Origin of the sequence: Sphingomonas sp. C3-2 (genome assembly GCF_033025475.1) — a bacterium.
Classification (GTDB): Bacteria; Pseudomonadota; Alphaproteobacteria; order Sphingomonadales; family Sphingomonadaceae; genus Sphingobium_A.
In genome coordinates this window covers 88,605-112,001 of the sequence record NZ_CP130322.1, presented here as the reverse complement: position 1 = coordinate 112,001, position 23,397 = coordinate 88,605, and the positions used below count along the sequence as shown (strand labels likewise).

General features: G+C 61.4%; 20 protein-coding genes and 1 pseudogene. 17 read left to right on the top strand and 4 right to left on the bottom strand.

Annotated features, from left to right (window positions below; translation table 11 throughout):
- Position 1 precedes the first annotated feature (1 nt).
- The 8 genes from QYC26_RS00530 to QYC26_RS00495 are packed head-to-tail and all read left to right on the top strand — an operon-like array spanning position 2 to position 6,135.
- Entirely contained in the window at positions 2-793 is a 792-nt protein-coding gene (locus tag QYC26_RS00530) for an enoyl-CoA hydratase/isomerase family protein (RefSeq protein ID WP_317513461.1), read from the top strand.
- Positions 790-1,539, top strand: a complete 750-nt coding sequence (locus QYC26_RS00525; protein WP_317513460.1) for an enoyl-CoA hydratase/isomerase family protein — start codon at positions 790-792, stop codon at positions 1,537-1,539. The genes QYC26_RS00530 and QYC26_RS00525 overlap by 4 nt, the downstream gene beginning before the upstream one ends.
- Entirely contained in the window at positions 1,536-2,021 is a 486-nt protein-coding gene (locus QYC26_RS00520; RefSeq protein ID WP_317513459.1) for a MaoC/PaaZ C-terminal domain-containing protein, read from the top strand. Before QYC26_RS00525 ends, QYC26_RS00520 begins: the two co-directional genes overlap by 4 nt.
- Positions 2,018-3,178, top strand: a complete 1,161-nt coding sequence (locus QYC26_RS00515) for a thiolase C-terminal domain-containing protein (protein ID WP_317513458.1) — start codon at positions 2,018-2,020, stop codon at positions 3,176-3,178. The genes QYC26_RS00520 and QYC26_RS00515 overlap by 4 nt, the downstream gene beginning before the upstream one ends.
- Positions 3,175-3,618 (top strand): Zn-ribbon domain-containing OB-fold protein, encoded by a 444-nt coding sequence (locus QYC26_RS00510; RefSeq protein WP_317513457.1) that lies wholly within the window; start codon positions 3,175-3,177, stop codon positions 3,616-3,618. The genes QYC26_RS00515 and QYC26_RS00510 overlap by 4 nt, the downstream gene beginning before the upstream one ends.
- Positions 3,619-3,654: 36 nt before the next feature.
- On the top strand, positions 3,655-4,857 hold the full coding sequence (locus QYC26_RS00505) for a cytochrome P450 (protein ID WP_317513456.1): 1,203 nt from the start codon (positions 3,655-3,657) through the stop codon (positions 4,855-4,857).
- Complete coding sequence (locus QYC26_RS00500) at positions 4,857-5,759, top strand: SDR family oxidoreductase (protein WP_317514964.1); 903 nt, start codon at positions 4,857-4,859, stop codon at positions 5,757-5,759. The genes QYC26_RS00505 and QYC26_RS00500 overlap by 1 nt, the downstream gene beginning before the upstream one ends.
- Positions 5,752-6,135 carry a nuclear transport factor 2 family protein gene (locus tag QYC26_RS00495; RefSeq protein ID WP_317513455.1) on the top strand — a complete coding sequence of 128 codons (384 nt, stop codon included), beginning with the start codon at positions 5,752-5,754 and terminating at the stop codon, positions 6,133-6,135. Before QYC26_RS00500 ends, QYC26_RS00495 begins: the two co-directional genes overlap by 8 nt.
- 8 nt (positions 6,136-6,143) lie before the next feature.
- Here the strand turns inward: QYC26_RS00495 and QYC26_RS00490 are convergent, their stop codons facing one another.
- Positions 6,144-6,752, bottom strand: coding sequence for a TetR/AcrR family transcriptional regulator (locus QYC26_RS00490; RefSeq protein WP_317513454.1), 609 nt, complete (start codon positions 6,750-6,752; stop codon positions 6,144-6,146).
- A gap of 155 nt (positions 6,753-6,907) precedes the next feature.
- Between QYC26_RS00490 and QYC26_RS00485 the strand changes: the two genes are divergently transcribed.
- From QYC26_RS00485 to QYC26_RS00455, 7 genes are all read left to right on the top strand, one after another.
- A complete protein-coding gene (locus QYC26_RS00485; RefSeq protein WP_317513453.1) occupies positions 6,908-7,852 on the top strand; it encodes a VOC family protein in 945 nt (314 codons plus the stop codon).
- 11 nt (positions 7,853-7,863) lie between these two features.
- Entirely contained in the window at positions 7,864-8,277 is a 414-nt protein-coding gene (locus tag QYC26_RS00480) for a VOC family protein (RefSeq protein WP_317513452.1), read from the top strand.
- Positions 8,274-11,765 (top strand): indolepyruvate ferredoxin oxidoreductase family protein, encoded by a 3,492-nt coding sequence (locus QYC26_RS00475; RefSeq protein ID WP_317513451.1) that lies wholly within the window; start codon positions 8,274-8,276, stop codon positions 11,763-11,765. Before QYC26_RS00480 ends, QYC26_RS00475 begins: the two co-directional genes overlap by 4 nt.
- A gap of 25 nt (positions 11,766-11,790) precedes the next feature.
- The gene (locus QYC26_RS00470) at positions 11,791-12,978 is read left to right on the top strand and encodes an acyl-CoA dehydrogenase family protein (protein ID WP_317513450.1); all 1,188 of its coding nucleotides are present in this window, start codon (positions 11,791-11,793) and stop codon (positions 12,976-12,978) included.
- The gene (locus tag QYC26_RS00465) at positions 12,975-13,502 is read left to right on the top strand and encodes a MaoC family dehydratase N-terminal domain-containing protein (protein WP_317513449.1); all 528 of its coding nucleotides are present in this window, start codon (positions 12,975-12,977) and stop codon (positions 13,500-13,502) included. The genes QYC26_RS00470 and QYC26_RS00465 overlap by 4 nt, the downstream gene beginning before the upstream one ends.
- Positions 13,499-13,969, top strand: coding sequence for a MaoC/PaaZ C-terminal domain-containing protein (locus tag QYC26_RS00460; RefSeq protein WP_317513448.1), 471 nt, complete (start codon positions 13,499-13,501; stop codon positions 13,967-13,969). Before QYC26_RS00465 ends, QYC26_RS00460 begins: the two co-directional genes overlap by 4 nt.
- 91 nt (positions 13,970-14,060) lie before the next feature.
- Positions 14,061-14,816: an SDR family oxidoreductase gene (locus QYC26_RS00455; protein WP_317513447.1), complete on the top strand. Its 756-nt coding sequence runs from the start codon at positions 14,061-14,063 to the stop codon at positions 14,814-14,816.
- A gap of 115 nt (positions 14,817-14,931) precedes the next feature.
- Here QYC26_RS00455 and QYC26_RS00450 read toward each other — a convergent pair whose 3' ends face one another.
- Together QYC26_RS00450 and QYC26_RS00445 are read right to left on the bottom strand one after the other, a co-directional pair.
- On the bottom strand, positions 14,932-15,963 hold the full coding sequence (locus tag QYC26_RS00450; protein WP_317513446.1) for a sensor domain-containing diguanylate cyclase: 1,032 nt from the start codon (positions 15,961-15,963) through the stop codon (positions 14,932-14,934).
- 154 nt (positions 15,964-16,117) lie between these two features.
- Positions 16,118-16,311, bottom strand: a pseudogene (locus QYC26_RS00445) (arsenical resistance protein ArsH); the annotation flags it as partial.
- 571 nt (positions 16,312-16,882) lie between these two features.
- Between QYC26_RS00445 and QYC26_RS00440 the strand changes: the two are divergent.
- A complete protein-coding gene (locus tag QYC26_RS00440) occupies positions 16,883-19,249 on the top strand; it encodes a hypothetical protein (RefSeq protein ID WP_317513445.1) in 2,367 nt (788 codons plus the stop codon).
- Positions 19,197-21,785, top strand: coding sequence for an aminotransferase class III-fold pyridoxal phosphate-dependent enzyme (locus tag QYC26_RS00435; RefSeq protein WP_317513444.1), 2,589 nt, complete (start codon positions 19,197-19,199; stop codon positions 21,783-21,785). Before QYC26_RS00440 ends, QYC26_RS00435 begins: the two co-directional genes overlap by 53 nt.
- A 116-nt stretch (positions 21,786-21,901) precedes the next feature.
- On the opposite strand, the gene QYC26_RS00430 is transcribed toward QYC26_RS00435, so the two are convergent.
- Positions 21,902-23,389: a class I adenylate-forming enzyme family protein gene (locus QYC26_RS00430; RefSeq protein WP_317513443.1), complete on the bottom strand. Its 1,488-nt coding sequence runs from the start codon at positions 23,387-23,389 to the stop codon at positions 21,902-21,904.
- Between the last annotated feature and the right edge of the window lie 8 nt (positions 23,390-23,397).

The following is a 23,397-nucleotide window of genomic DNA, read 5'->3' as shown; positions in this document are numbered from 1 at the left end:
GATGGAACTCACCACGCTTCGCTATGAGCGCCGAGACGGGGTGGCGATCGTCACGCTGTCTCGACCGGAACGGCATAATGCCGTTGACGCCGCGATGGCCCGCGAACTGCCGCAGCTCTGGCACCATTTCGAGCACGATGCGGAGGCGCGTGTGGCGATCGTGACGGGGGCTGGCGCGCGGATATTTTGCGCCGGTGCCGATCTGACGGATCCGCCGGAAACCGACCGCGCCGGAAGTGCTGCAAGCCTCGATTCCATTCGTTGGACATCGATGCAGAACGGCGTTTCCAAGCCCGTGATCGCGGCGGTGAACGGCGGCGCGCTGGGTGGTGGCCTGCATTTCGTGGCCGATGCCGATATCGTGATTGCGGCGGATACGGCCTATTTCTCCGATCCGCATGTCGCGGTGGGCTTCACCGCCGCGCTGGAGCCGATCACGCTGGCACGGCGGATGCCGATTGGTGCTGTGATGCGGATGGCGCTGACCGGCGGGCTCGAGCGACTGGGCGCGCGGGAAGCGTTGCGGCTAGGGCTTGTCGATGAAGTGGTTTCCTCCGCCGATCTTCTGACCACGGCGCATACGCTGGCGATAAAGATTGCGCAGCATTCGCCCGCAGCCGTTGCCCGCACGAAAAAGGCGATCTGGGCATCCAAGCAAATGGGGCTGGACGAGGCGCTGCGCGCTGGCTGGTCGCTGATCATGGAACAGATTGATCATCCCGACGCCAAGGAAGGCCCCCGGGCCTTTGTCGAGAAGCGGGCGCCGGTGTGGCAGCCGCCGGGAGGCGCATGATGGCAGATGTTTTCGTATCTTTCGGGTTCGGGACGATCGGCATTGCCCGGCGCGGGCCGGTGACCATCATCCGGCTGCAAAGGCCGGAGCGGTTGAACGCCTATACGCCGGAAATGGGGGAGGATCTGGTCGCCGCCTTTCGCGCAATGACGGACGATGAGAGTGTGGCGGCGGTTGTCGTGACCGGGGAAGGTAAAGCCTTTTGCGCGGGCGCGGACCATGGCTGTTTTACCGAACCGCCCGGGCCGTCGGGATTGCGCATCGGCGAAGAAGCCTTTGTGAAGGGTTTTGCCGCCGAGTTGCGCGACCACCCCAAATTGCTGATCGCCGCCTTCAATGGCGCTGCGGTTGGCATTGGCGTTTCGATGAGCCTTTGTTTCGACCTGCGCCTTGCCGCGACAGACAGCCGGTTGAAGCTCAATTTCGCCGAACACGGGATCATGCCGGGTTTCGGGGCGACCTATGTTTTGCCGCATCTGGTGGGCCTCGGACAGGCGAAGAAGCTGCTTTTGTGCGAGCCACTGATCGGCGCGGGCGAGGCGCTGGCGATCGGACTGGTCGACGAGGTGTGCGCGCCGGCCGACCTGATCGAGCGGGCCTGTGCCCTGGGCGCGGCTGCGGCGCGGTTACGGCCGGGAGCGGCGAGGAAAATCAAGCGGGCGCTCAATCGCAGTGTCGAGGAAGGATTCGCGGCGGCGCTGCAGGCCGAGGCCGCAAGCGACCTGCGCAAGGAGGCGCGCGCATGACGCCGGTTGAAAAGATCCGCTTTGACGATTTCGATCGGCTGGCGCTGCTGACGAAAGAACCTTTTGGCGATTGGGGGCATGAGCGCACCATATCGCAGGAGATGGTGAACGAGTTCGCAGGACTTTCCGGCGACCATCAGTGGATCCATGTGGATCCGGTGCGCGCCCGCGAGGAAGGGCCCTTTGGCGCGGCTGTTGCGCACGGCATGCTGGTTCTAAGTTTCATCCCCTCGATCCTGCCGGCGAACAAGTGGGCGATCGATGGGCATGGCGCGGCGCTCAACTATGGATCGGATGGCATTCGTTTCGTCTCGCCGGTGCTGGTGGGCGATCGCATCCATGCCCGGGCACGCCTTGCGGACGCGACTCAGCACCCGAAGGGCAGCATGATCACCATCGAGACGGCGGTTCATGTCGTTGGCAAGGAAAAGCCGGCCATGACCTACCGCGCACAGGTGCTTTACCTGCCGAGGGCGAAATGAGCGGCTTTAAGGACAGCACCGCGATAGTGGGGATCGGGGAGACGGCCTTTGGCAAGGGGCTGCCGGGCACCGAGCTGGAATTGGCATGCGAGGCGGTGAGCAAGGCGTTGGCCGATGCCGGCCTGTCCCCCCGGGATGTCGACGCCGTCGGCTCCTACACCATGGAGGCCACGAGTGATTTCGAGTTGGCGCGCCAGATGGGGTTTGGCGACCTCAATTTCTTTTCGCAGACGGGGCATGGCGGGGGGGCGGCGCCCGGCACGGTGGGCCATGTGGCGCTGGCCGTGGCGGCGGGCGTGGCCAATGTCGGCGTCGTCTGGCGATCGCGCAAGCGATCAGGCGCGGCATCCCGCGTCTGGGGGCAGACCGCGTCGACGCTGACCGATCACTGGAAATGGTCTCGCCCGTCGGGGCTTTTGCGCCCGGTCGATGAAGTGGCGATGCTGACCCAGCGCTATTTCTTCGAATACGGCGACGGGCGCGATGCGCTTGCGGCGATTGCGACAGGCCAACGCGCCAATGCCAATGCCAATCCGCGCGCCCAGATGCGTGACAAGCTGATGTCTACCGAGGATTATTTCGCGGCGCGCATGATCGCGGAGCCACTGTGCCTGTTCGACAATTGCCTTGAAACCGATGGCGCGGTGGCGGTTGTGATTACGCGCAGCGCCCGGGCACGCGACCTGCGGCAGGTGCCCGTGCTGATCCATGCCTTTTCCCAAGGTCTGGCGACGGGGCATCAACCGATGGCCGATTTTCACCGTGCAGCCCCGCTGGTGGGTGGCTGCTCAGCGGTGGCGGCCGCCAATTTATGGCGCCAATCCGACCTGACTGCGCAAGATGTGGATGTGGCGCAGATCTATGACGCCTTTTCACCGCTGATCCTGTTTTCGCTTGAAGCTTACGGCTTTTGCGGGCGCGGCGAGGCGAGCGATTTCGTCCGATCGGGGGCGCTGCAACTGGGCGGCGCGCTGCCGGTCAACACGGCCGGGGGCGGGCTTTCGGAGGCCTATATCCACGGCATGAACCTCGTGACCGAGGCGGTGCGCCAGGTGCGCGGCGAGGCGGTGACACAGATTGATGGCGCGAAAACCTGCCTGGTGACGGGGTGTGACAGCACGCCCAATGGCGCTTTGCTGCTGCGGAGGGACGGATGATCGAAACCCCACCCATGCCCGAGATGGGCGACGGGGCGGAGGCCCCGTTTTGGGAGGCGCTGAAGCAAGGGCGGCTTGACGTGCAGCATTGCCGGACCTGCAATGCCTGGTTGTTCCCGATCCGCGTTCGCTGTGGCGGCTGCGGTGCGCAGCCCGCATGGCGTACCCTTTCCGGACGGGGGCGAATTTGGAGCTTTACCCGCGTCTATCCGCCCGTGCTCCCGGCCTTTGCACCCTTTGCGCCCTATCCGGTCGTGCTTGTGGAACTGGATGAGCAGCCCGGCCTGAGGCTGGTGGGCAATCTGGTCGAGCGGGCGGACGATCCGATCAACGGCGTGGAGGCCGATCGCATCTCGATCGGCGCGCCCGTTGACATGCTTGTCCGCTACCTTGGCGGGACGCCCTGGCCGGCATGGCGGCTGAGCGAGCCTGCCCGATGAATTTCCTGAACAGCCTTCTGCAAAGCGGAGAATGACGTGTCCGTTGATTATGATCCCTATTCTGACGAAGCCATGCGCGATCCGAGTGCGCTTTACCGCCGGATGCGCGAGGCTGGTTGCCCGCATTACATGGACAAGTACAAGGCCTGGGCACTGGTGCGGTATGAAGACGTGAACGCCGCGAGCCTTGCTGACGAAAAGATCGATTTCACGCATGGATCGCTGCTCGGCCAGCACATGCTGGGTGAACCGATCCCCCGCACGTTCATGACGATGAACGAGCCGGAGCGCCGGGCATGGCGTAATCTTTTGACGCCTTCCTACACGGTAAAGGCGGTGAAGGGGGAAGCCGAGCGCCTCCGCGCGCTGGTGCGCGAGATACTGGCGCCGTTGGTCGCGCGCGGGGAGTTCGATGTCTACCGCGATCTGACCAACCGGGTGATGTGCATCAACGCCGGTTATATGCTGGGCATTCCGCGCGAGGATGCCGAATATGTGCGCGGGCGGATCGATGACATGATCATGCACCGCGAAGCGGGGCAGAAGGGCATGACCTCTGAGCGCAACCGCGCCGCCGCGCATGAACTGGCCGGATATCTTGGCGCCTATGTCGCCCGCTTGCGCGCCGAACCCGAAACGGCCGTGCGCCACGCCAAGATACTGCTGGAGGCAGAGATCGATGGCCGCCGCCTCGACGATGAGGAAATGATCGCCTATTTCTTCTCGCTGCTCGTCACCGGTTCCGAAACGACCCCGATGGCGACCGCAGGCGTGTTCTATTATCTGGCCAAGCATCCCGAGCAAAAGGCGATGGTCGTGGCCGACCCCGCCGGGCTGGCCAAGGCCGCGTTCATGGAAACCTGTCGATACGACCAGCCGACCAACATGCTCGTGCGCTGCGCGCGCGACGATTTCGAACTGAGCGGCCAGCAGATCCGGACCGGGGACCGGTTGTTGATGATCTATGCTTCGGCGAACCGGGACGCCGAGCGTTTCGAGCGCGCCGACGAGTTCGACATCTTCCGCCCGCGCAAGGCGGATATGACCTTTGGGACCGGTGTCGCCTTCTGTCTTGGCGCCCATCTGGCTCAGTTTGTTGGGCCGATGATGATCGAGGAGGTTTTGAACGCGGTCGGTGATTTCGAACTGATCGAAGACCAGTGCGAACGCGCTTACGGCGAAAATCTGGCCGGGTTCAACCGGGTTCCGATCCGTTTCACGCCGAGGAACCTGGTGTGATGGAGGCCTCCGCCGGGATTGCTGCGAGCGACATGATGCTGCGTCCGAGCCTGTTGGCGGGACGCCGCATCCTTGTGACCGGCGGAGGCACCGGGCTTGGGCGCGTCATGGCAGAGGGATGCGCCGCGCTGGGGGCGCAGGTGCATATCTGTGGCCGTCGCGGCGATGTGTTGGAAAGTGCCGCTGCGGATATCTCACAGCGGCACGGCGTAGGCAGCGTAGTGCCGCATGTCTGCGACCTGCGCCAGCCCGAAGCCATCAATGGGATGCTGGATCATATCTGGGCGGTTCATGGTCCGCTGGACGGGCTGGTGAACAACGCGGCGGCCAATTTCGTGGCGAGGGCCGAAGATATCTCCCCCAATGGTTTCGACGCGATCGCGGATACCGTGTTTCGGGCCGGGTTTTTCGTGACGACGGGGTGCGGTCGACGCTGGATCGCGGAAGGGCGCGCCGGGGCCGTCGTATCGATCCTGACGACATGGATATGGAATGGCGGCCCCTTTGCCGTGCCGTGCACCATGGCGAAAGCCGGGCTTCACAGCATGACACAGTCATTGGCCGTGGAATGGGGGCGGCACGGCATACGGCTGAATGCCATTTGCCCCGGCGCCTTCACGACCGAAGCGGCCGCGCGGCAGTTGGCGACCGAAGAGCAGGGCTTCGACACGGCTGCGGCCAACCCGCTTGGCCGGGCGGGGCGCCCGGTGGAACTGGCCAATCTCGCGACCTTTCTGCTCGCCCCCGGTTCGGAATTCATCAACGGGCAGATGATCGCGATCGATGCCGCCGGCTACCAGGCGAACGGGGCGAATTTTTCGGCAATGACCGGGTGGAGCGATGCGGATTGGGGGGCGCTTCGTGAAAAGATGCGGAAGCAAAGAGGGGGTGAACATGCCTGATAGCAGCCAGACGAATGAGAACCGGGCGATCTTGGCCGATTTCGTCGACATTTTTCTGGGGCAGCGCGCCATTCGCACAGCCTTCGAAAAGCATGTTCACGAAGATTATGTGCAGCATAGCTCGGGCATTGCGAATGGCAGGGAAAGCGCGATCCTGGCCCTCGAAGCCATGTTTGCCCGGATGGGGGATGTGAAGGTGGAGGTGCGCCGCGTTCTTGTCGATGGCGAGCATGCTGCCGTTTATATCAGCGGCGGCGATGTTGCCGGCGGCGCCGCATATGATGTCGTCGACCTATTTCGCCTGCAAGGCGGCAAGATCGTGGAGCATTGGGATGTATTCGCGCCCCGGCGGCAGGATGGTCGGCCGGTTATCTGACAAGCGGATCAGCGGCCCAGGCCCTTGAGGGCGACCTGGATGATCTTGCGGAATTCGCTTGGGCTGATGTCGGCATTTTCGAACATGAGGCGCAGCATTATCGGGCCCATGACGAGATCAACCGCCAGTTCCATGTCGAGATCGGCCGGGAGTTCACCGCGTTCGACGGCGCGCTGCAGGACAATCTTGGTCGGGGTGCGGCGGCGATCGGTGCTGGCGTCGAGCGCGGCCCGGAGTTCCGGGCTGCGGCTGCGTTCGCCGACGAGCGTGGGCCACACCGTGCCAAGCGCGGTATTCTGAACGAAATCGCCGAATTCGGTGACGATGGCGAACAGATCTTCCTCGACCGATCCCTTGTCGACCGGCGTGAGCTCGGGAAGCCGGTCAACCGCGGCGACGGCCAGCAGTTCCTTTGACGGCCAGCGGCGATAGATGGTGGCTTTGCTGACCGAGGCACGGGTCACGACCTCGTCCATCGTGAAGCCGCGATATCCACGCTCGACCAATATCTCCATTGCAGCGGTCAGGATTGCATTTTCCGAACGGGCGCTGCGCGGCCGGCCCAGCTTTGGCGCCTGTTCCTTGCTGTGATCCGGTTGTTCCGACGGGTTGGTCATCGATCGTGCATCTCTCTCTTTGAGCGCGCGCATAACGTGGCGGCCACGCACAAGTCAAAAACTTGCCGGACAAAACCCCAAAAGAGCGTTGACCGCACATTATGGTACCGATAGTATCGTTTCTATAAGGCGGTGCAACGCAAATCGGAAAAGTAATGCAAGGGGAGAGTGCGGGCGTGAGGATATGCGGGCTTGGATATGTCGGGATCGGTGCGCCCGAACCCGAGGCGCTGATGGGGTTTGCCACCGATATTCTGGGGCTGATGCCGGCGCGTTCGGTGCCGGGTGAGGCATGCAGTGCATCGCACCGTGCAGCTGATGGTTCGGTGTATCTGAAGGTGGATGCCTGGCAATGGCGGTTGGCGATCCATCCGCGTCCGTCGGAAGGCCTTTTGTACATGGGCTTCGAACTCGCCAGCGAGATCGACCTGGAACAGGCCTGTGCCGAACTGGAGGCGGCTGGCATCGAGGTGCGCACTGGGACGGTGGCCGAAGCGGCTGAGCGGGCGGTGACCGCCATCGCCTTTACCAAGGACCCGGCGGGCAATGCGATCGAGCTGTTCTATGCGCCGCGCCTCGACCGTGATTTCGTGTCGCCGCAGGGCATGAATTTCCTGACGGGAGACATGGGGCTTGGCCATGTGAACCTGATTGTTTCGCAGCTGAAGGCGAACCAGGATTTCTACATCCGCGTCCTTGGGTTCCGCCTGTCGGACTATTACGTCTTCGACGAAGGGCTGTCGGCCAATTTCTATCACTGCAATCCGCGTCACCACACGATCGGCCTGGCGCATGTCGGGCCCTTCGACGGGATCCATCATCTGATGCTGGAAGTGGCGGACATCGATGATGTCGGCCGGTGCATGGAGCGCGTGGAGGCCGCAGGCATTCCCATTTCGAGCACGCTGGGTCGGCATTCCAACGACAATATCATCTCCTTCTACATGCGCAGCCCCTTTGGGTTCGACGTTGAGATCGGCTGCGGCGCGGTCCGGATCGACGCGAACTGGACACCGCGCCTCTGCGCGCCGGGTGATGTGTGGGGCCACAAGGGGCTGACCGCTGAAAACATGGTTCCAGACGAAACCGAGGCTGGCTGAAAGGGTCGATAATGGCAGTAGAATTGAGCAAGCCGCAGATCGATATCGGCATGGTCACCACCGACCTGGACCGTGCGCTGCGTTTCTATCGGGATATTCTGGGGTTTGAGGAGGCGGGTGCCGTCGACCTTCCTGGCATCGGCCATATCCACCGCCTTAAATGCGGTGAGACGCTGTTCCGCATTGTGGTGCCGGCCAATCCGCCCGAGCGAACCGCGCATACCGGCGGCTATGATGCCGAGACGGGACTGCGCTACATGACGTTGATGGTGCGTAATCTGGCGGAAATCGTGTCCGCCGCCGAGACCGCCGGTTATCCGGTGCCGTTCCCGCCGATGCAGTTGCGTCCCGGCACGACCTCTGCCCAGATTTCGGACGGGCAGGGCATCACCATCGAACTGACGCAGATCGACCCCGCGCAATGAGCAAGGTAACTCTTCAGGACAAGTACACGCAGACCACGGGCCGGGTGTATCTGACCGGATCCCAGGCGCTGGTACGCATTCCGATCATGCAGCGGCGCCGCGATGAAGAGGCGGGGCTGAACACGGCCGGCTTCATCTCCGGCTATCGTGGTTCGCCGCTCGGCATCTATGACCTTGCGCTGTGGCAGGCGTCAGACCAGCTGCGCGATGCGCATGTCCAATTCCAACCCGGCGTGAACGAGGATCTGGCGGCGACATCGGTATGGGGAAGCCAGCAGATCGATTTCGTCGGCAAGGCCAAATATGACGGCGTCTTTGCCATGTGGTACGGCAAGGGGCCGGGCGTCGATCGCTCGGGCGACCCGATCAAGCACGGTAATTATGCGGGCGCGGCCAAGAATGGCGGCGTGCTGGTGCTGTGCGGCGACGATCATGCCGCGCGCTCGTCGACGGTGGCGCATCAGAGCGATCATGCCCTCATCCATTTCGGCGTGCCGATCCTGCACCCCGCCACGATCCAGGATTATCTGGATTACGGCATTTATGGCTTTGCCATGTCGCGTTTCAGCGGCGCGTGGGTCGGGTTCAAATGCGTGACCGATACGATCGAAACCTCGGCCTCGGTCGACGTCGATCCGGCGCGGATCACGATCCGGACACCGGAGGATTACAAGGCACCGGCAGACGGCCTGAATATTCGCCCCGGCGTGTGGCCGGTGGTTCAGGAACAGCGTTTGTTCGAACAGCGTCTGCTGGCCGTACAGGCCTTTGTTCGGGCGAACGCGCTGGACGGTATTCGCGTTGGCAAGGCGGGCCGCAAGCGGCTCGGCATCGTCAGCACGGGCAAGTCCTATCTCGACGTGCTCGAAGCGCTGCGGCGGCTTGGTATCGATCAGGCCCGCGCCGAGGCGTTGGGCATCGCGGTCTACAAATGCGCGCTGGTCTGGCCGCTTGAGCCGCAGAATATCACGGCCTTTGCACGCGACTGCGACGAGCTGATGGTGGTGGAGGAAAAGCGCCCCGTCATCGAAGAGCAGCTGGCGCACATCCTCTATCATCTGCCCGAAGGCGAGCGCCCGGTGCTGACCGGCAAGCGCGACGATATGGGCGCGCCGCTTTTGAGTTCGGTGGGCGAACTGAGCCCCGACGTGATTTTGCGTGCGGTTGGCAAGCGCATGCCGGCGGATGAAGGCGTTGCCGGGCGCTTGGCTGCGCTCAGCGCGCCGGTGCAGGCCGGGCCGGGACCGGCCGCCGGGCAGGGCGCGCTGATGCGCATGCCCAGCTTCTGTGCGGGGTGCCCGCACAACAGCTCGACCAAGGTGCCCGAGGGCTCCAAGGCGGTGAGCGGGATCGGGTGCCACGGGCTTGCGGTGTTCCTGCCCGAACGCAACACGATGTTTTCCTATCATATGGGCGGGGAAGGCGCGGGCTGGATCGGGCAGGCGCCCTTTGTGGAGATGCCGCATATCTTCCAGAATCTGGGGGATGGCACCTATTTCCATTCGGGCCTGCTGGCTGTCCGCGCCTGTGTGGCCGCCAATGTCAACATCACCTACAAGATCCTGCTGAACGGTGCCGTCGGGATGACCGGGGGGCAGCCGATCGAGGGCGAGCAATTCGATGGCGGCGTCACCACCCCGCATGTCGCGGCGCAGCTGGATGCCGAAGGGGTACGCCGCATTGCCGTCGTCAGCGACGATCCGTCGCGCCACGACCCTGCGGATTTCCCCAAGGGCATCACCTTCCATCACCGCGACGAGCTGGACGCGGTGCAGAAGGAACTGCGCGAGTGGAAGGGCGTTTCTGCGCTCGTCTATGATCAGGCCTGCGCTACCGAGCGCCGCCGTCTCCGCAAGCGCGGAAAGGTGGCCGATCCTGCCAAGCGGATGTTCATCAATCAGGAGGTCTGCGAGGGCTGCGGCGATTGCGGCGTGCAATCCAACTGCATCGCGCTGGAACCCGTGCAGACGCCGCTTGGCCGCAAGCGGCGGATCAACCAGTCGGTCTGCAACAAGGATTTCTCGTGCGTGAAGGGGCTGTGCCCCAGCTTTGTGACCGTGCTTGGCGGAACGCCGCGCAAGGCGGCTGCAAGTGCTGCGCAGGATGATACCGCGCTGGCCGCGACGTTACCGATGCCGGTGCTTCCCACGCCGTCGCAGGATTACAATATTCTGATCGCAGGCATCGGCGGCAATGGTGTCGTCACCATCGGCGCGATCCTGGGCATGGCCGCGCATATCGACGGCAAGCCGGCGACCGTGCTTGATATTTCGGGGCTTGCGCAGCGCAATGGCGCCGTCACCAGCCATGTCCGCTTTGCCGCGCCCGATGGTGCCGAGCATGCATCACGCATTCCGCAAGGCGCGATCGACCTTCTCGTCGGATGCGATCTGGTGGTCGCCACCGGGGCGGAAGTTTTGTCAAAGCTTTCGGCCGATCGCAGCGCTGCGGTTTTCAACCGCTTCATTGCGCCGACAAGCACCTTTGCAAGCAATCCGGACCTGAAGTTCGATGATGCGCCGCTCCGCCAACTGGTGGACGCGAACACGCGGCCCGACAGCGCAACCGGGGTGAACGCGACCAGCATCGGCATAAAAATGCTGGGTGAAGCGCTGGGCGCGAACATGTTCCTGCTCGGGCTGGCCTGGCAGAAAGGCTATCTGCCGCTCTCGCTCGACAGCCTGCAACAGGCAATCACGCTGAACGGCGCCGCCGTCGCGCTCAACCGCCGCGCCTTTGCCATGGGGCGTATCGCGGCCGTGTATCCGGAAAAGATCGCCGAATGGATGCCGTCCGCCGACGCGGATGCGCAACCGGCAGTGGAAAGCCTGGACGATCTGATCGCAGACCGGGTGGCCCGGCTGACCGCATATCAGAACGCGGACTATGCCGCGCGTTTCCTGCGAACAGTTGAGCAAGTGCGCGCTGCGGACCGGGCGTTCGGCCGCGACGAGGCGCTGACGCGCGCGGTTGTTCGGACGCTTTCCAAGCTGATGGCGTATAAGGACGAATATGAGGTCGGGCGCCTCTATTCGGACGAGAGCTTCATGCACGCGGTCAACGATGCGTTCGAGGGTAATTTCTCGCTGCGTTTCAATCTTGCGCCGCCCCTTTGGGCGAGGCGGGATGCCGATGGCCGCCCGCGCAAGATGGAATTTGGCCCCTGGGTGATGATCGGCTTCCGGATGCTTGCGCGCCTAAAGAGGCTGCGCGGGACGGCGCTTGATCCGTTCGGCTATATGGCGCACCGAAAGCTCGAACGCGCACTGATCGGCGAATATGAGGCGCTGCTTCAGGACCTGCTGAGCGGGCTTGATGGCGACCGTTATGACCGGGCGGTGGAATTGGCGGCGCTCTATGATGGCGCGCGCGGTTACGACCTTATCAAGGAAGAAAATATCGAACGCCTGCGTGCGGAGCGCGAGGGACTGCTGGCGGCATATCATGCCGGGCCAGCCAGCGCGGCGCGCGTGCCGGAAATGGCGTGACGGGATCGGGAAAGGATAGACTGACGTGGATTTTCGGCTGAGCGAAGAGGAAAGGGCGTTTGTCGCCGAGGTTACGGCCTTTCTGGACGAGGAGGCAAGGCATGCCGAGGCGCATGATTTCATGGCGCCCGACCGCGAGGCGGATTCGATGCTGGCGGACAGCCCGGCGCGCCGCGCGTTCAACAAGCGGATGGGCGCGCGCGGCTATCTGGGGATGAGCTGGGACGGTGTATATGGCGGCAGCGCGCGACCCGGTATTTATGAATATCTGCTCAATGAAGAGCTCGCGGGCCGTGGCGCGCCGCTGATCGGCAAAGGCGTAGGGTGCATTGGCAAGACGCTGATCCGCCATGGTTCGGAAAAGCTGAAGGCCGAATTCCTGCCGCAGATCCTGAGCGCCGATGTCGAGTTCGCGCTTGGCTATTCGGAGCCAAATGCCGGATCGGATCTCGCCGCGCTCAAGTTGCGGGCAACGCGTGCCGATGGTGGCTGGGTACTCGACGGCCAGAAGACGTTCACCACATCGGCGCATTTTGCCGATTGGTATTGGGTGGCCGCACGCACCGATCCTAATGTCCCCAAGCACAAGGGGATCAGCGTTTTCCTTATTCCCATGGATCATCCGGGACTGACGATCCAGGAAATCAAGACGATGGGAGATCACCGGACCAATGCCGTGTTCTTCGACAATGTCGAGGTTGGCGACGACTATCTGGTCGGCGAGGTCAACAAGGGCTGGACCTATGTGTGCGAGGCGCTCGATTTCGAACGCTTCACCTTCTTCACGGTCAACCCGATCATCACCAAGTTCCGCGTGCTGCTCGATCTGCTGAAGCGAACGGAGCGGGGCGGCCGATGCGTGGTAGACGATCCATTGATTGCGCAGCAGATCGGCCGGCTCGCAGCCGATGTGGAGGCGGCAAAGATGCTGCAACGCCGGGTGATCGTGGCGGCGAGCAAGGGTGATGTTCCGGCGGTCGAGGCGGCAATGTACAAGCTGTTCAGTACGCAATTGGGGCAGCGGATTGCTGATTTCGCGCTGGATGCCCTCGGCCCGCAAGGGCTGTTGTCGCATGGTGCGGACGGCGCGCCCGACGATGGCAAGTGGGAACATAGCTACCGCGCGACGATCCTCGATACCATCGGGGGCGGATCGTCCGAGGTGCAGAAGAATATCATCGCCCGCCGCGGCCTTGGATTGCCGCTCAATTGACGCAGGACGTGGTGGCCGATGACATTCCACACGATCTTGCCGGCTGGTTCGGCAAGGTCATGGTGGTGAGCAAGCCGGTGGCAATCGTGGAGACGGGCGCGATCGAGGCCTTTGCCGCCGCCATCGAGGATGCAAACCCCTTATACTGGGATGATGACGCGGCCCGGGTGATTGCGGGAGGGCGCGTGGCGCCGCCAGCCTTGTTGTCTGCCTGGACCCGGCCCAATCGCTGGGCCCCGGCGGATGAACCGGCCGAACGACCGCTTGAGCTGCACTTTCGGGTCAAGGAACGGCTCGGTTATCCCAATGCCGTCGTCGTTGGCGCGTCGACGATGTTCATGGCTCCCGCGCGGCCGGGGGATATCATATGTGCCGAACAGGTGCTGGCGGGGATCGGGCCCGTGACGCAAAACCGTTTGGGCGAGGGGCGATTCTGGAGGCTCCTCGTCCACTATCGCCGCCAAGACGGCGTCCTTCTGGGGACCGAGACGCTGAAATTTTTCGGATATGGAGATGCCCGGTGAGCGGCCCTTGCATCGGCATGACCCTGCCACCGCGCAATCTTACGCTGGCTGCCGCGCATATCATCGGCGGCGCGATTGCGAGCCGCGACTGGCAGCCCCAGCATCATGACCATCAGCGGGCTCAGGATATGAACCTGCCGGGGATCATCCTCAATACGCCGAGCCAGATGGGGCTCTTCTGCGCGTTCGCCACAGCATGGAGCGGACCGGAAGGGCGGGTAGGGCGCACCGCTCTCAGGATGCGCAAGCCGCTTTGCCCGGGCGATGTGCTTTCGCTGACCGGGCGGGTGACGGACATATTGGAGGATATGGGGGGATGGAACTGGGTGCTCCTGGATCTCGCCATCGAGCGTGATGGCGTGTCCGCAAGCAACTGCCGCCTTTGGTTGGCGGTTCCGGGAGAGGAGAGGGCCTCACCGTGGTCCGCGAGGGAAGCGCAGTGGAACCCGCCTGAACTGGCCGAATGAGGGCGTATCAGGCCTGCGGCCGACGGACTCATCCCTTTTATTTTCGCGGCAACCGTCGTTTGATGGCGCAATAGAATGAAGGAGGGATTGGATGCGATTGGCGGGTAAAGTGGCGTTGGTTACCGGCGCGGGGCAAGGCGTGGGGCGTGGGATCGCCATGGCGCTTGCGCGCGAGGGTGTCGCAATCGCGGCGATCGGGCGAACCTTGTCGAAATTGGAAGACTGTTGCGCCGAAATTGAAGCGTTTGGCGGAAAAGCCATGGCAATTCAGTGCGATATCCTATCCGAAACCGATATAGAACAGTCCGTGAACAGAACGGTCGAGCATTTCGGCCGGCTCGACATATTGGTTAACAACGCCCAGGAGGCGCCGTTCGGGCCGTTGATTGCCATGTCCGACGAAACCTTCCTGCGCACTTATGGATCGGGGCCGCTCGCGAGCTTTCGGTTCATGAAGCAATGTTATCCGCATCTGAAGGACAGCAAGGGCATCGTCTTCAACTTTACATCGGCGATGGCCGCGAGTTGGACGCCCAAGAACTTCAGCATCTACGCATCGGCCAAGAGCGCGGTCGAAACGCTCAGCCGGGCTGCCGCCGTCGAATGGGGCCGCGATGGCATTCGCGTATTGGTGATCGCGCCGCATGCGGATTCACCCGGTGTGCGTGATTTCGGCGAACGTGAGCCGGCGGCAGCGGCGGCCGTGATCAAGAACATCCCCATGGGCCGCATCGGCGAATGCGAACGCGACATTGGTCGCGCGGTGGCCGCGCTGTGCACCGACGACTTCGGCTACATGACGGGAACGATCATTCCGCTTGACGGCGGCCAAGCCAATTTCAATTGACGCTGCGCCGGGGCACTTTCAGGGGCGCCCGGTTCAGTTTACATTTAATATTTAACATAATGTATATTATCGAGCGAATGGGTGTATAAGCCCCAGTATTGAAAACTCGAACGCCTCAGCGTCCCGGCAGTGCTCCATCGATTATCGAGATTGGTTCAAAGCCGGTCTGTTGCATTCTCGCCCCCTCAAATCGGTTCCGGCCATTACGCTTGGCGGCATAGAGCAAGTTGTCGACCGCTCCGACAAATTCTTGCGGGCGCCCGTCGCCCTCGATGGTGATCGTGCCCACACCCAAACTAACGGTGATGATATTGCCGATGTCCGATCTTTCGTGGGGAAGCCGCAAGGTGGCGATCGCGTCGGCGCAAAGTTGTGCGGTACGTTGCGCGCCTTCTGCGTCGGTTTCAGGCAACAACAGAGCAAATTCTTCTCCGCCGAGCCGCGCCGCAAGGTCTCGCGGGCGTTTTGCCAGCGCATGCAGCGCCCGAGCAATTTGGCCGAGACAAGCATCGCCTTCGGTATGCCCGTAGAAATCATTAAATTGCTTGAAGTAATCGACGTCGATCATGATCAATGAGAGTTGGTGGCCGCCGCGCTTGGCATTCTGCCACTCATTTTCCAACCGTGTATCGAACGCGCGCCGGTTGCCGATGCCCGTCAGGCTATCAGTATAGGACAGAACCTCGAGTTTCTTCTGCAATTCCAGAACCCGTTCTTCGGTTCGTTTGCGCTCGCTGATGTCAAACATGAACCCGACAAGGCTGTCGACCGAACCATCGAGCTTTCGTACGACATGCACCACATCCCTGATCCAGACGGTGCCTCCCGACGCGGTGAGTGCGCGATAATCCGCTTCGTGATCGATCCCAGCTTGTGATTGCGAGACGCAGAAATTGACAACCCTTTCGCGATCTTCTTCGTGGATGCGGGTGGCCCAGTCCTGAACCGTTATCCAGCTGCCTTGTCTCCAGCCCAGCAATTTTTCGATCTGCGGGCCTATATAGGTGAACTGCATCGTTTCCCAATCGATCCGCCAGGGGATCGCTTGGGTCGATTCAAGCAACGTCCGGTAAGCCGCGGCATCGTCCACGCCGTTTGTATCCCCTGCGAACTGGCTGAAGGCATTGTCGTGGACGAGTATGTTCACGGCTGTAATTCCTTATGGCGTCGTATAGTTGGGACGGTGGGCCATAGGTGCCCTTCCCCCCAGACTGATGAGCAATGCTATCTTCGGCTCAGGTTGAAATGTTATTAATGTAATCAACCCGTTGTTGCCGTTTGGCCGCCGCTTTTCAGCAGGACGCCAGCGTCCACCCCTGTGTCGGTAGAAACCCATGCATCTGGAGCGGGAGGTGAACGATCTGGGGCTTGATGATCCCGCTGATCTGGCCATGCCGCTCTGGACTGCACCAGAGCATGTCCCCCGGCCAGAGCGCGTGTTCGCGTAGTTCATGCACTCATCGCCGGCAACATGATCGGGCAACGGCATTCTGCTGCGTGATCGATCAGGGTGGCGCACGCGTCGATCCATATCGATCTTTGAACCGCTTCCACATTTCCGTGTCGTCAATCTTGCTAAACATTGGGCCAAGCTGGCCCTGCCCGCGCACAACGACTCATCTCGCGTTCCGATTTACAAGCGTAATGCCGCGCATCGGCCATCGACATGAAGTTTTCTGCCACTCCGCGGAAATGCAGAGGCGGCTGCACTATCTGTAAAACTAGGCTCAAATAGGGTGTCAATTTTGGATTTATCCAAAATGATTGATATTTTTTAGATAAATTAAAAACTCAGCTCATTATGGATGAGTATATTGTTTCTGTTTTTAGCAAATTATCATAACGGTAAATGGTAATTATGAAATAAAATATCGAAAAGAGAATTTATTTATTCAATCTCGGCTGTGTGGTGGTCGATCGAAAGTATCGGTCCACATGTGTCGACGGCTAGGTTCTCAGCCCAGAATTATAACCCTGACATCACTGGAGGCCCAATAATGGATGTATGTGTCAGCATCATCGTTGTGACGCGCAATGCGGGCTTCTTTCATGCTGGACTCTCGGTGATGTCGGATTTGCAGGGTACGCTGTTCGAGCAGGTTTCGCTGGACAGCGGTGAGGACTGGCCTGTGTTTACAGCGGACAATATGGGCCCGCATTACAGGATGGCCCGTCACCGTGCGGTACGATCGCTGGCCGGTTCGCAAAACCGGATTTCAGTCCATCTGGTGCTTGGACAAAGCCTGACGGATGTTTTGAGCACGCTAAGCGCCCGCGATCAGCGCAACGATGTGCATCATATTGGCATGGCCTATATCGACTATTCAGACCCGCATCATACAGTTCGTTCGATCTCCGATATCGATCTGGAGTTGCAGGGCTTTTACACGCAATTGCGCGCAATGAACCTGCACGCGTTTCAAACGCCGACCTCGACCATCGTGTTCCAGTCCGCCGAGCGCGCGCCCTATCAGATTCAGCCATTGAACTTCATCCGCCGCGAGATGCCAGCCGACCCCGATCTGCTGCGGGCGCAGTGGCTGTCTCTCTGGATGGATTTCTATGAACTGAGCGTCACCAATCGCCAAATTCATCCAGGCGATTGCAGACGCCCCGTAAGCGCCATGGCGACCACCCTCGCCCATTTCCTTGAAGAGCGGGTTGGGGCGAACTGGGCGCTGCAATATTATACCGGATCGCTTGTCTCGAGCCTGATTTCGGCCTTTGAGGATCTGGCTGAGCAGCGAAATATCCCCGTATTGCGCGGCCCCAGTGAACATGCGCTTGCCTGCGGCGCGATGGCCAACTGGCAGCTTTACGACAAACCATCGGTAACGATTGTGACGGCGGGGATGATCGATGAGTTTCGCGGCACGCTCGCCAATCTATGCGAGGCGCGTGCGCGGGGCTTCATCATCTGCGCCGAACAACCCCCTGCCCGCTGGTATGCCTTTCAGGCGACGATCAATCCGGAGCTTGACGGGTGCGAAGTATTGCGCGCCCGCAGGATCCCGTTCGTCTTTATCCATGCCCCCGAAGATCTGCCAAATGGCCTTGCGGAAGCCCTGCGGCTGTATGACGAGGATCGTGGCCCTGTGGTGATCCTCGCAACTCAGTCAGTGATGAACGTGGCCGAGGTGACGCTGCCCGAACCGAACAATGTCTCCTGCTACGCGCCACACGACGAACCACGCGACGCACTGGACCGACTGATCGCGTTGTTCAACGAGGGGCCCGAGCGGATATTGCTGCTTCCGGGAAAGATTGGGCCACCGACACGCGCCCTGCTGGCCGAAATTGCCGAGCGCTCCGGCATCGCGTTGGCCGACAGCATCATCCATCCCGGCATGGCAGCGAGCCATATAGAAGGTCGTCTCAACCCGGCCTATCTTGGCACATTGGGTGTCTACGGCATTTCAGATGCGGTTTACCGTTTTCTCCACCGCGATAGGCGGATCGCGCCGCGCGATGAACAGGCGCTGGTATTTCTGGGCGACAAGATCTCGCAGGCGGTTACCCCCTTTGGCGAAGGCAAGTTGCAGAGGATGTTCCATATTGCCCAGGTGGTTGCAGCCCCCAGCCATATCGCCCCGTTCGCCGATATTGCCGTCATCCGTGATCCGCATGCCGCACTGGCGCAGATTCGCGAGCGCCTGAACGTCTCGGATGATCTTCTGGCACGGCGCAAGGCAGCGATCGCCGCTGCGCATCTGGGTGAGGAAGACCTGTCGGGGTGTCTGCCGGTTCTGCCGATGACGCCCAATTATTTCTTCAAAAATCTGGGCACGTTGCTGCGCGATATGATCGAGCAGGACAACTATGACTTTACCGGGGTCTATGATGTCGGGCGCTGCGGAATATCGGCGATCCGTAACCTGCCGAAGACGCGCGCCGGGTTTTCAGGCTGGTTCGGCCGGGCGCTAATGGGCGATGCCTATATGGCGACGGTGGCGCTGGCGCAGACCGCGCCAACCGACCTTCTGGTCTTTGTAGGGGACGGTGCGCGGGCGCTGGCCCCCGACATCCTGCCCAGCTTACTTGAGAATGCGCTGTCGAACGGTGCGCATCGCGATCTCAGCATCTCGATCTTCGTGCTGATCAACAACGGATTTTCTGCCATTAACACCTATCAGGAACGGATCCTGTTCAACCGCACCTCACGCCAGATGCGCTTGCTGAGCCTGGGTGTACCGGCAAGCGAACGCGACCTTTGCGGCTATCGGGTGGTAACCCGGACCATTGACCACCTCGACACCGACGCGATGCGCGACGACCTGCGCGCGCGCGGCAGGATCAACCTTTTCACCGTCAACCTGACCCACAACAACGAAGGCGATGGCATGTCGCTCGCCCATGTTTCGGGCTGGCAGCAGGATCAGCTTGCGCGCAGCCATGGCCGCCCCGGGCGCGCCCATGCGGAAGAAAGGTTCTGAAATGCGTTTCGGCTTCATCGCTCATCCCACCTCCGTCCCGCTGAAACGCTATGTAAAAATGCTCGATCTGGTCCAGCGCAATAGCGAGGATTTCCAAAGCGGCTATTCGCGCGAGTTGTGGTCGCACAACAATCTCGTACCCTTCATGAATTTCGACCGGATCGTCAGCGCGACAGGAGCTGAGGCATCGGGACATTTGCGCTATCTTCCGCTGACCGCGCAAGAGATGCTCCGCGATCCCAAAGCCAGCCTGATCCGGGTTGTTGAGGGCGCAAGATCGCTGGCGGCTGATGGTGCCGATCTCGTCGGCCTTGGTGGTTTTACCTCGATCGTCGGGCGCCACGGGATCGAAGTGGCAAATGCCAGCCCGGTACCAGTGACGAGCGGTAATTCGCTGACGGCTTACGCGGCCTATCGAGCGCTTGCACAGGTGATGGAGTGGATGCGATTGCGCCCTGCGGATCACCGCGTGGCGATCATCGGCTATCCAGGATCGATCGCGCTTGCCATTGCGCGACTGTTGCTCGAGGACGGCGTGGAACTCGATCTCGTGCACCGCCCCGGCGCCAAGGCCGAGGACCTGCTAGAGCATCTGCCCGAACGCTGGCGCAACAAGGTGCGTCTCAGTGGCGAGATTGCAAGTTTCTACGCTGAGACACGCTTTTTCGTCGCGGCGACTTCGGCGGGCGGTGTGATCGATGCCCATCGCCTTCAGCCCGGATCGATCGTGATCGATGTGGCGCTACCGCGCGATGTTGAGGAGAGTGCTGCCGCGAAGCGCGAGGACATTCTGATCATCGATGGCGGTTGTGTGACAGCTTCGGATCAGGTGCGGATCGGGGGAGAAAGCCTGAACCTGACGATCAAGCAGCAACTGAACGCTTGCCTGGCGGAAACGCTGATCCTTGCGTTGGAACAAAGGGCGGAAATCTATTCGATCGGCCGTATTCTCGAGACGGACAAGGTGTTGGCTATTGGTGAAATCGCTGAGCGGCACGGGTTCATGCCCGACCCGCTTGCTTCATATGGGCGACGCATAAGCCCGACCCACGTCGCCAGCTTCCGCCGTTATCACTGCCGCCACCAAGCTGGCCGTGATGAGGCCGCCCCACAGACGCCCAGTGTGCAGCGCCGCAGCCAGGATCACTATGATACGGCGCAGCGTTTTCGCCGCCACATCAACCCCTATCTAGCCGATTTCCTGCAAAATCTGCACTGCGATCATGTGTTTGCCAAGGCGCAGGGCGTGGTGCTGACCGACACGCAGGGGCAGGAATATCTGGATTTCGTCGCGGGATATGGTTGCCTGAACTTGGGACACAATCCACCTGCCGTAGTTTCTGCCTTGCAGCGCTTTCTGGCGGAGGAGCAACCAAATTTCGTTCAATATGTGTCGTTTCCCAAGCAAACCGCGCTTCTGGCGGAACGCCTGTGCACAAGAGTGGGCGGTGCCATGGAGCGGGTATTCTTCTCGAACTCGGGCACCGAAGCGATCGAGGCGGCGCTGAAGCTGGCGCGCGCTTCTTCTCCTCACCATCAGATCGTTCACGTCGAAAACAGCTATCACGGCAAAACCTTGGGGGCCCTTTCGGTTACCGGGCGTGAGAAGCATCAGCGGCCGTTCCGTCCGCTTCTACCCGGCGCGCTCGCTGTGCCCTTCGGCGATCTGGCAGCGTTGGAGCACTGCTTCGCAACCGACGCAATTGCAGCCTTCATTGTCGAGCCGATCCTTGGCGAGGGCGGTGTTCATGTGCCGCCAGAAGGGTATCTGCGAGGTGTACGGGCACTGTGCGACCGTTACGGCGTTCTGCTGATCCTCGATGAAGTGCAGACCGGGATGGGCCGAACGGGACGTTTTCTCGCCAGCCAATGGGACGATGTGCACGCCGATATCCTGTGCTTGTCGAAATCGCTTTCGGGCGGGCTTATGCCTATTGGCGCAACGCTGTGCAGCGCGAATATCTGGGATCGCGCCTATGGTAGCAGCGACCGGTTCCTGGCGCACAGTTCCACTTTTGGTGGCGGAAACATGGCGGCGACTGCGGGGCTGGCCGCGTTGGACGCGCTTGTGGACGGTCAGATCATGGATCAGGCCTTCACCGTGGGAGAAAATTTGCGCCTGAGGCTGCAAGAGGCCACCGCCGAATTTCCGTTCATCGGCGAGATCCGAGGCAAGGGCATGATGCTCGCCGTTGCATTTGCTGCGGATTTTTCAGGTGCTGTCTCTGCGGGCGCGCATGAGTTCGCGACTAGACTACCCGGAGACTGGCACATGACCTGGCGCTTCCTTCCCGATCAGGTGCGCGACAATCTGCTGGAGGCGATGCGCCGGTTCGAGGGTTCTCTGGGCGAGATGTTCTGCATGCGTTTTGTGACCAAGCTGGCGCAGGATCACAATATCCTGACTTTCCTGACGGCCAATTCGAATACAGTAATCCGTCTGCAGCCGCCCTTGACCCTGACACAGGCACAGGCCGACCGCTTCGTCGAGGCCTTCCGCGCGGTTTGCGTCGACATGTCGACTTTTCTGAATTGAGGCGACAGAGGGTGCGAGAAATCTTCCGACGAGATCGTTACTCAACCAGGCATGATGAGGTTGCATCATGCCTGGGATCCAAGCTCTGAAGGTTCTCAAACCATACCGAAATAGCGTTATTCCACTGGTTCCCTGAACATGTCCCGGATCACGCGCCGCAGCAATTTTCCGGTTTCATTGTAGGGCAGGCCTTCGACGAAGCTGAAGGCCTGGGGCACACGGCTTGAGCGCAGTCGTTCCCGTGTCCAGCGGCGTAGATCCTCCTCCTGGGCGCTATGCTCCGGCTTCAGGATGATCGCGGCGGCCACGCCCTCGCCCCACTCCGGATCGGGGATCGATACGACCGCGGCTTCAGCGACGGCCGGGTGGCTCTGCAGAACCTCCTCAATTTCGCCCGGCGAGATATTCTCGCCACCGCGGACGATCACATCGTCATCGCGTCCATCGAGAAAAAGATAGCCTTCTGCATCGAGATAGCCGCGGTCACGCGTGGCAAACCATCCATCGGCATCGAGCAGGCTCCCCGTCGCCAGATACTCGCCGGCGACCTGATCGCCACGCACGAAAATCAGGCCAGGCTCGCCTGCCTCCACCGCCCGGCCCGCTTCATCGCGCACCACGACCTCGACGGTGGGCAGCGGACGTCCGACCGACCCAAGCCGCCGGCGCTCGATCGGGTCGCTCGACTGGGCGGCTGCACGGTGCGCCGCCGGATCGAGCAGGCAGATGGTGCTGCTCGTTTCGGTCAGCCCATAGGCGTTGGTGAAATCGGTGGTCGGCCACAGCGCCATGGCACGCTCGATGACCGCAAGCGGCATCTTGCCGCCGCCGTAAGCAAGCGCGCGAAGGCTCGGTAATTCTGCTGCATCAACGCTGACGGTTTCAACGTGATCGACGATCCGACTGAGCATTGTCGGCACAAGAAAGGCGTTTGACACATTGTGCGTGCGCACCAGACGCAGCCATTCGCCCGGATCGAAATCCGGTAACTGGATCATCTTGCGGCCGGCATAGACCGAGCTCAAAATCGTCGAAATTCCAGCGATATGATAGGGCGGGACCGTGACTATGATTGCGTCATCCTCATCTGCACTAGCGAAATCGACGGTACCAAGGATGTAGGAAAGCAGATTGGTGTGGCGCAGGACCGCCGCCTTGGGCGCCCCGGTCGTGCCGCTCGTGAAGAGTTCGACCGCGACATCGTTTTCGCCCGGAACAGGTTCGGTAGACAAATGAGGCGAAGGTGCGGTCAAAACGTCGGGAGCGACGGTTTCGATCCCTTCGGGCATGTCCTCGAGCGCCGTTATGACACGCGCGGGCGCGATGCGCCCGAGCAAGGCGTCCAACTCGCTACGCGTCAGCCGGTAATTCATCGGCACATAAGGCTTGCCGGCCAGCGCCGCAGCAAAAAGTGCGATCGGGGCTGCAGGCGAATTGACGTGGAGATAGCCCAGCCGGTTGACATCGGCCTCTGCCAGATCCGTGGCGGCTGCCTGTGCCAAGCGCAGTAGATCGGCATAGCTGTAGGCGCGGTCTCCCGACACCAAGGCTATCCGGTCGGGCAAGGCATCGGCCGCCATTTCAAGGAGCATGAAGATGTTCATGAGCAATT

Excerpts from the sequence above, each read along its gene's own strand:
- QYC26_RS00490 (WP_317513454.1), bottom strand. The coding sequence starts at position 6,752 with ATGACCAACCCGTCGGAACAACCGGATCACAGCAAGGAACAGGCGCCA.
- QYC26_RS00520 (WP_317513459.1), top strand. The coding sequence starts at position 1,536 with ATGACGCCGGTTGAAAAGATCCGCTTTGACGATTTCGATCGGCTGGCG.
- QYC26_RS00500 (WP_317514964.1), top strand. The coding sequence starts at position 4,857 with ATGGAGGCCTCCGCCGGGATTGCTGCGAGCGACATGATGCTGCGTCCG.
- QYC26_RS00510 (WP_317513457.1), top strand. The coding sequence starts at position 3,175 with ATGATCGAAACCCCACCCATGCCCGAGATGGGCGACGGGGCGGAGGCC.
- QYC26_RS00480 (WP_317513452.1), top strand. The coding sequence starts at position 7,864 with ATGGCAGTAGAATTGAGCAAGCCGCAGATCGATATCGGCATGGTCACC.
- QYC26_RS00485 (WP_317513453.1), top strand. The coding sequence starts at position 6,908 with ATGCAAGGGGAGAGTGCGGGCGTGAGGATATGCGGGCTTGGATATGTC.
- QYC26_RS00530 (WP_317513461.1), top strand. The coding sequence starts at position 2 with ATGGAACTCACCACGCTTCGCTATGAGCGCCGAGACGGGGTGGCGATC.
- QYC26_RS00475 (WP_317513451.1), top strand. The coding sequence starts at position 8,274 with ATGAGCAAGGTAACTCTTCAGGACAAGTACACGCAGACCACGGGCCGG.
- QYC26_RS00455 (WP_317513447.1), top strand. The coding sequence starts at position 14,061 with ATGCGATTGGCGGGTAAAGTGGCGTTGGTTACCGGCGCGGGGCAAGGC.
- QYC26_RS00440 (WP_317513445.1), top strand. The coding sequence starts at position 16,883 with ATGTCGGATTTGCAGGGTACGCTGTTCGAGCAGGTTTCGCTGGACAGC.
- QYC26_RS00495 (WP_317513455.1), top strand. The coding sequence starts at position 5,752 with ATGCCTGATAGCAGCCAGACGAATGAGAACCGGGCGATCTTGGCCGAT.
- QYC26_RS00515 (WP_317513458.1), top strand. The coding sequence starts at position 2,018 with ATGAGCGGCTTTAAGGACAGCACCGCGATAGTGGGGATCGGGGAGACG.
- QYC26_RS00430 (WP_317513443.1), bottom strand. The coding sequence starts at position 23,389 with ATGAACATCTTCATGCTCCTTGAAATGGCGGCCGATGCCTTGCCCGAC.
- QYC26_RS00525 (WP_317513460.1), top strand. The coding sequence starts at position 790 with ATGATGGCAGATGTTTTCGTATCTTTCGGGTTCGGGACGATCGGCATT.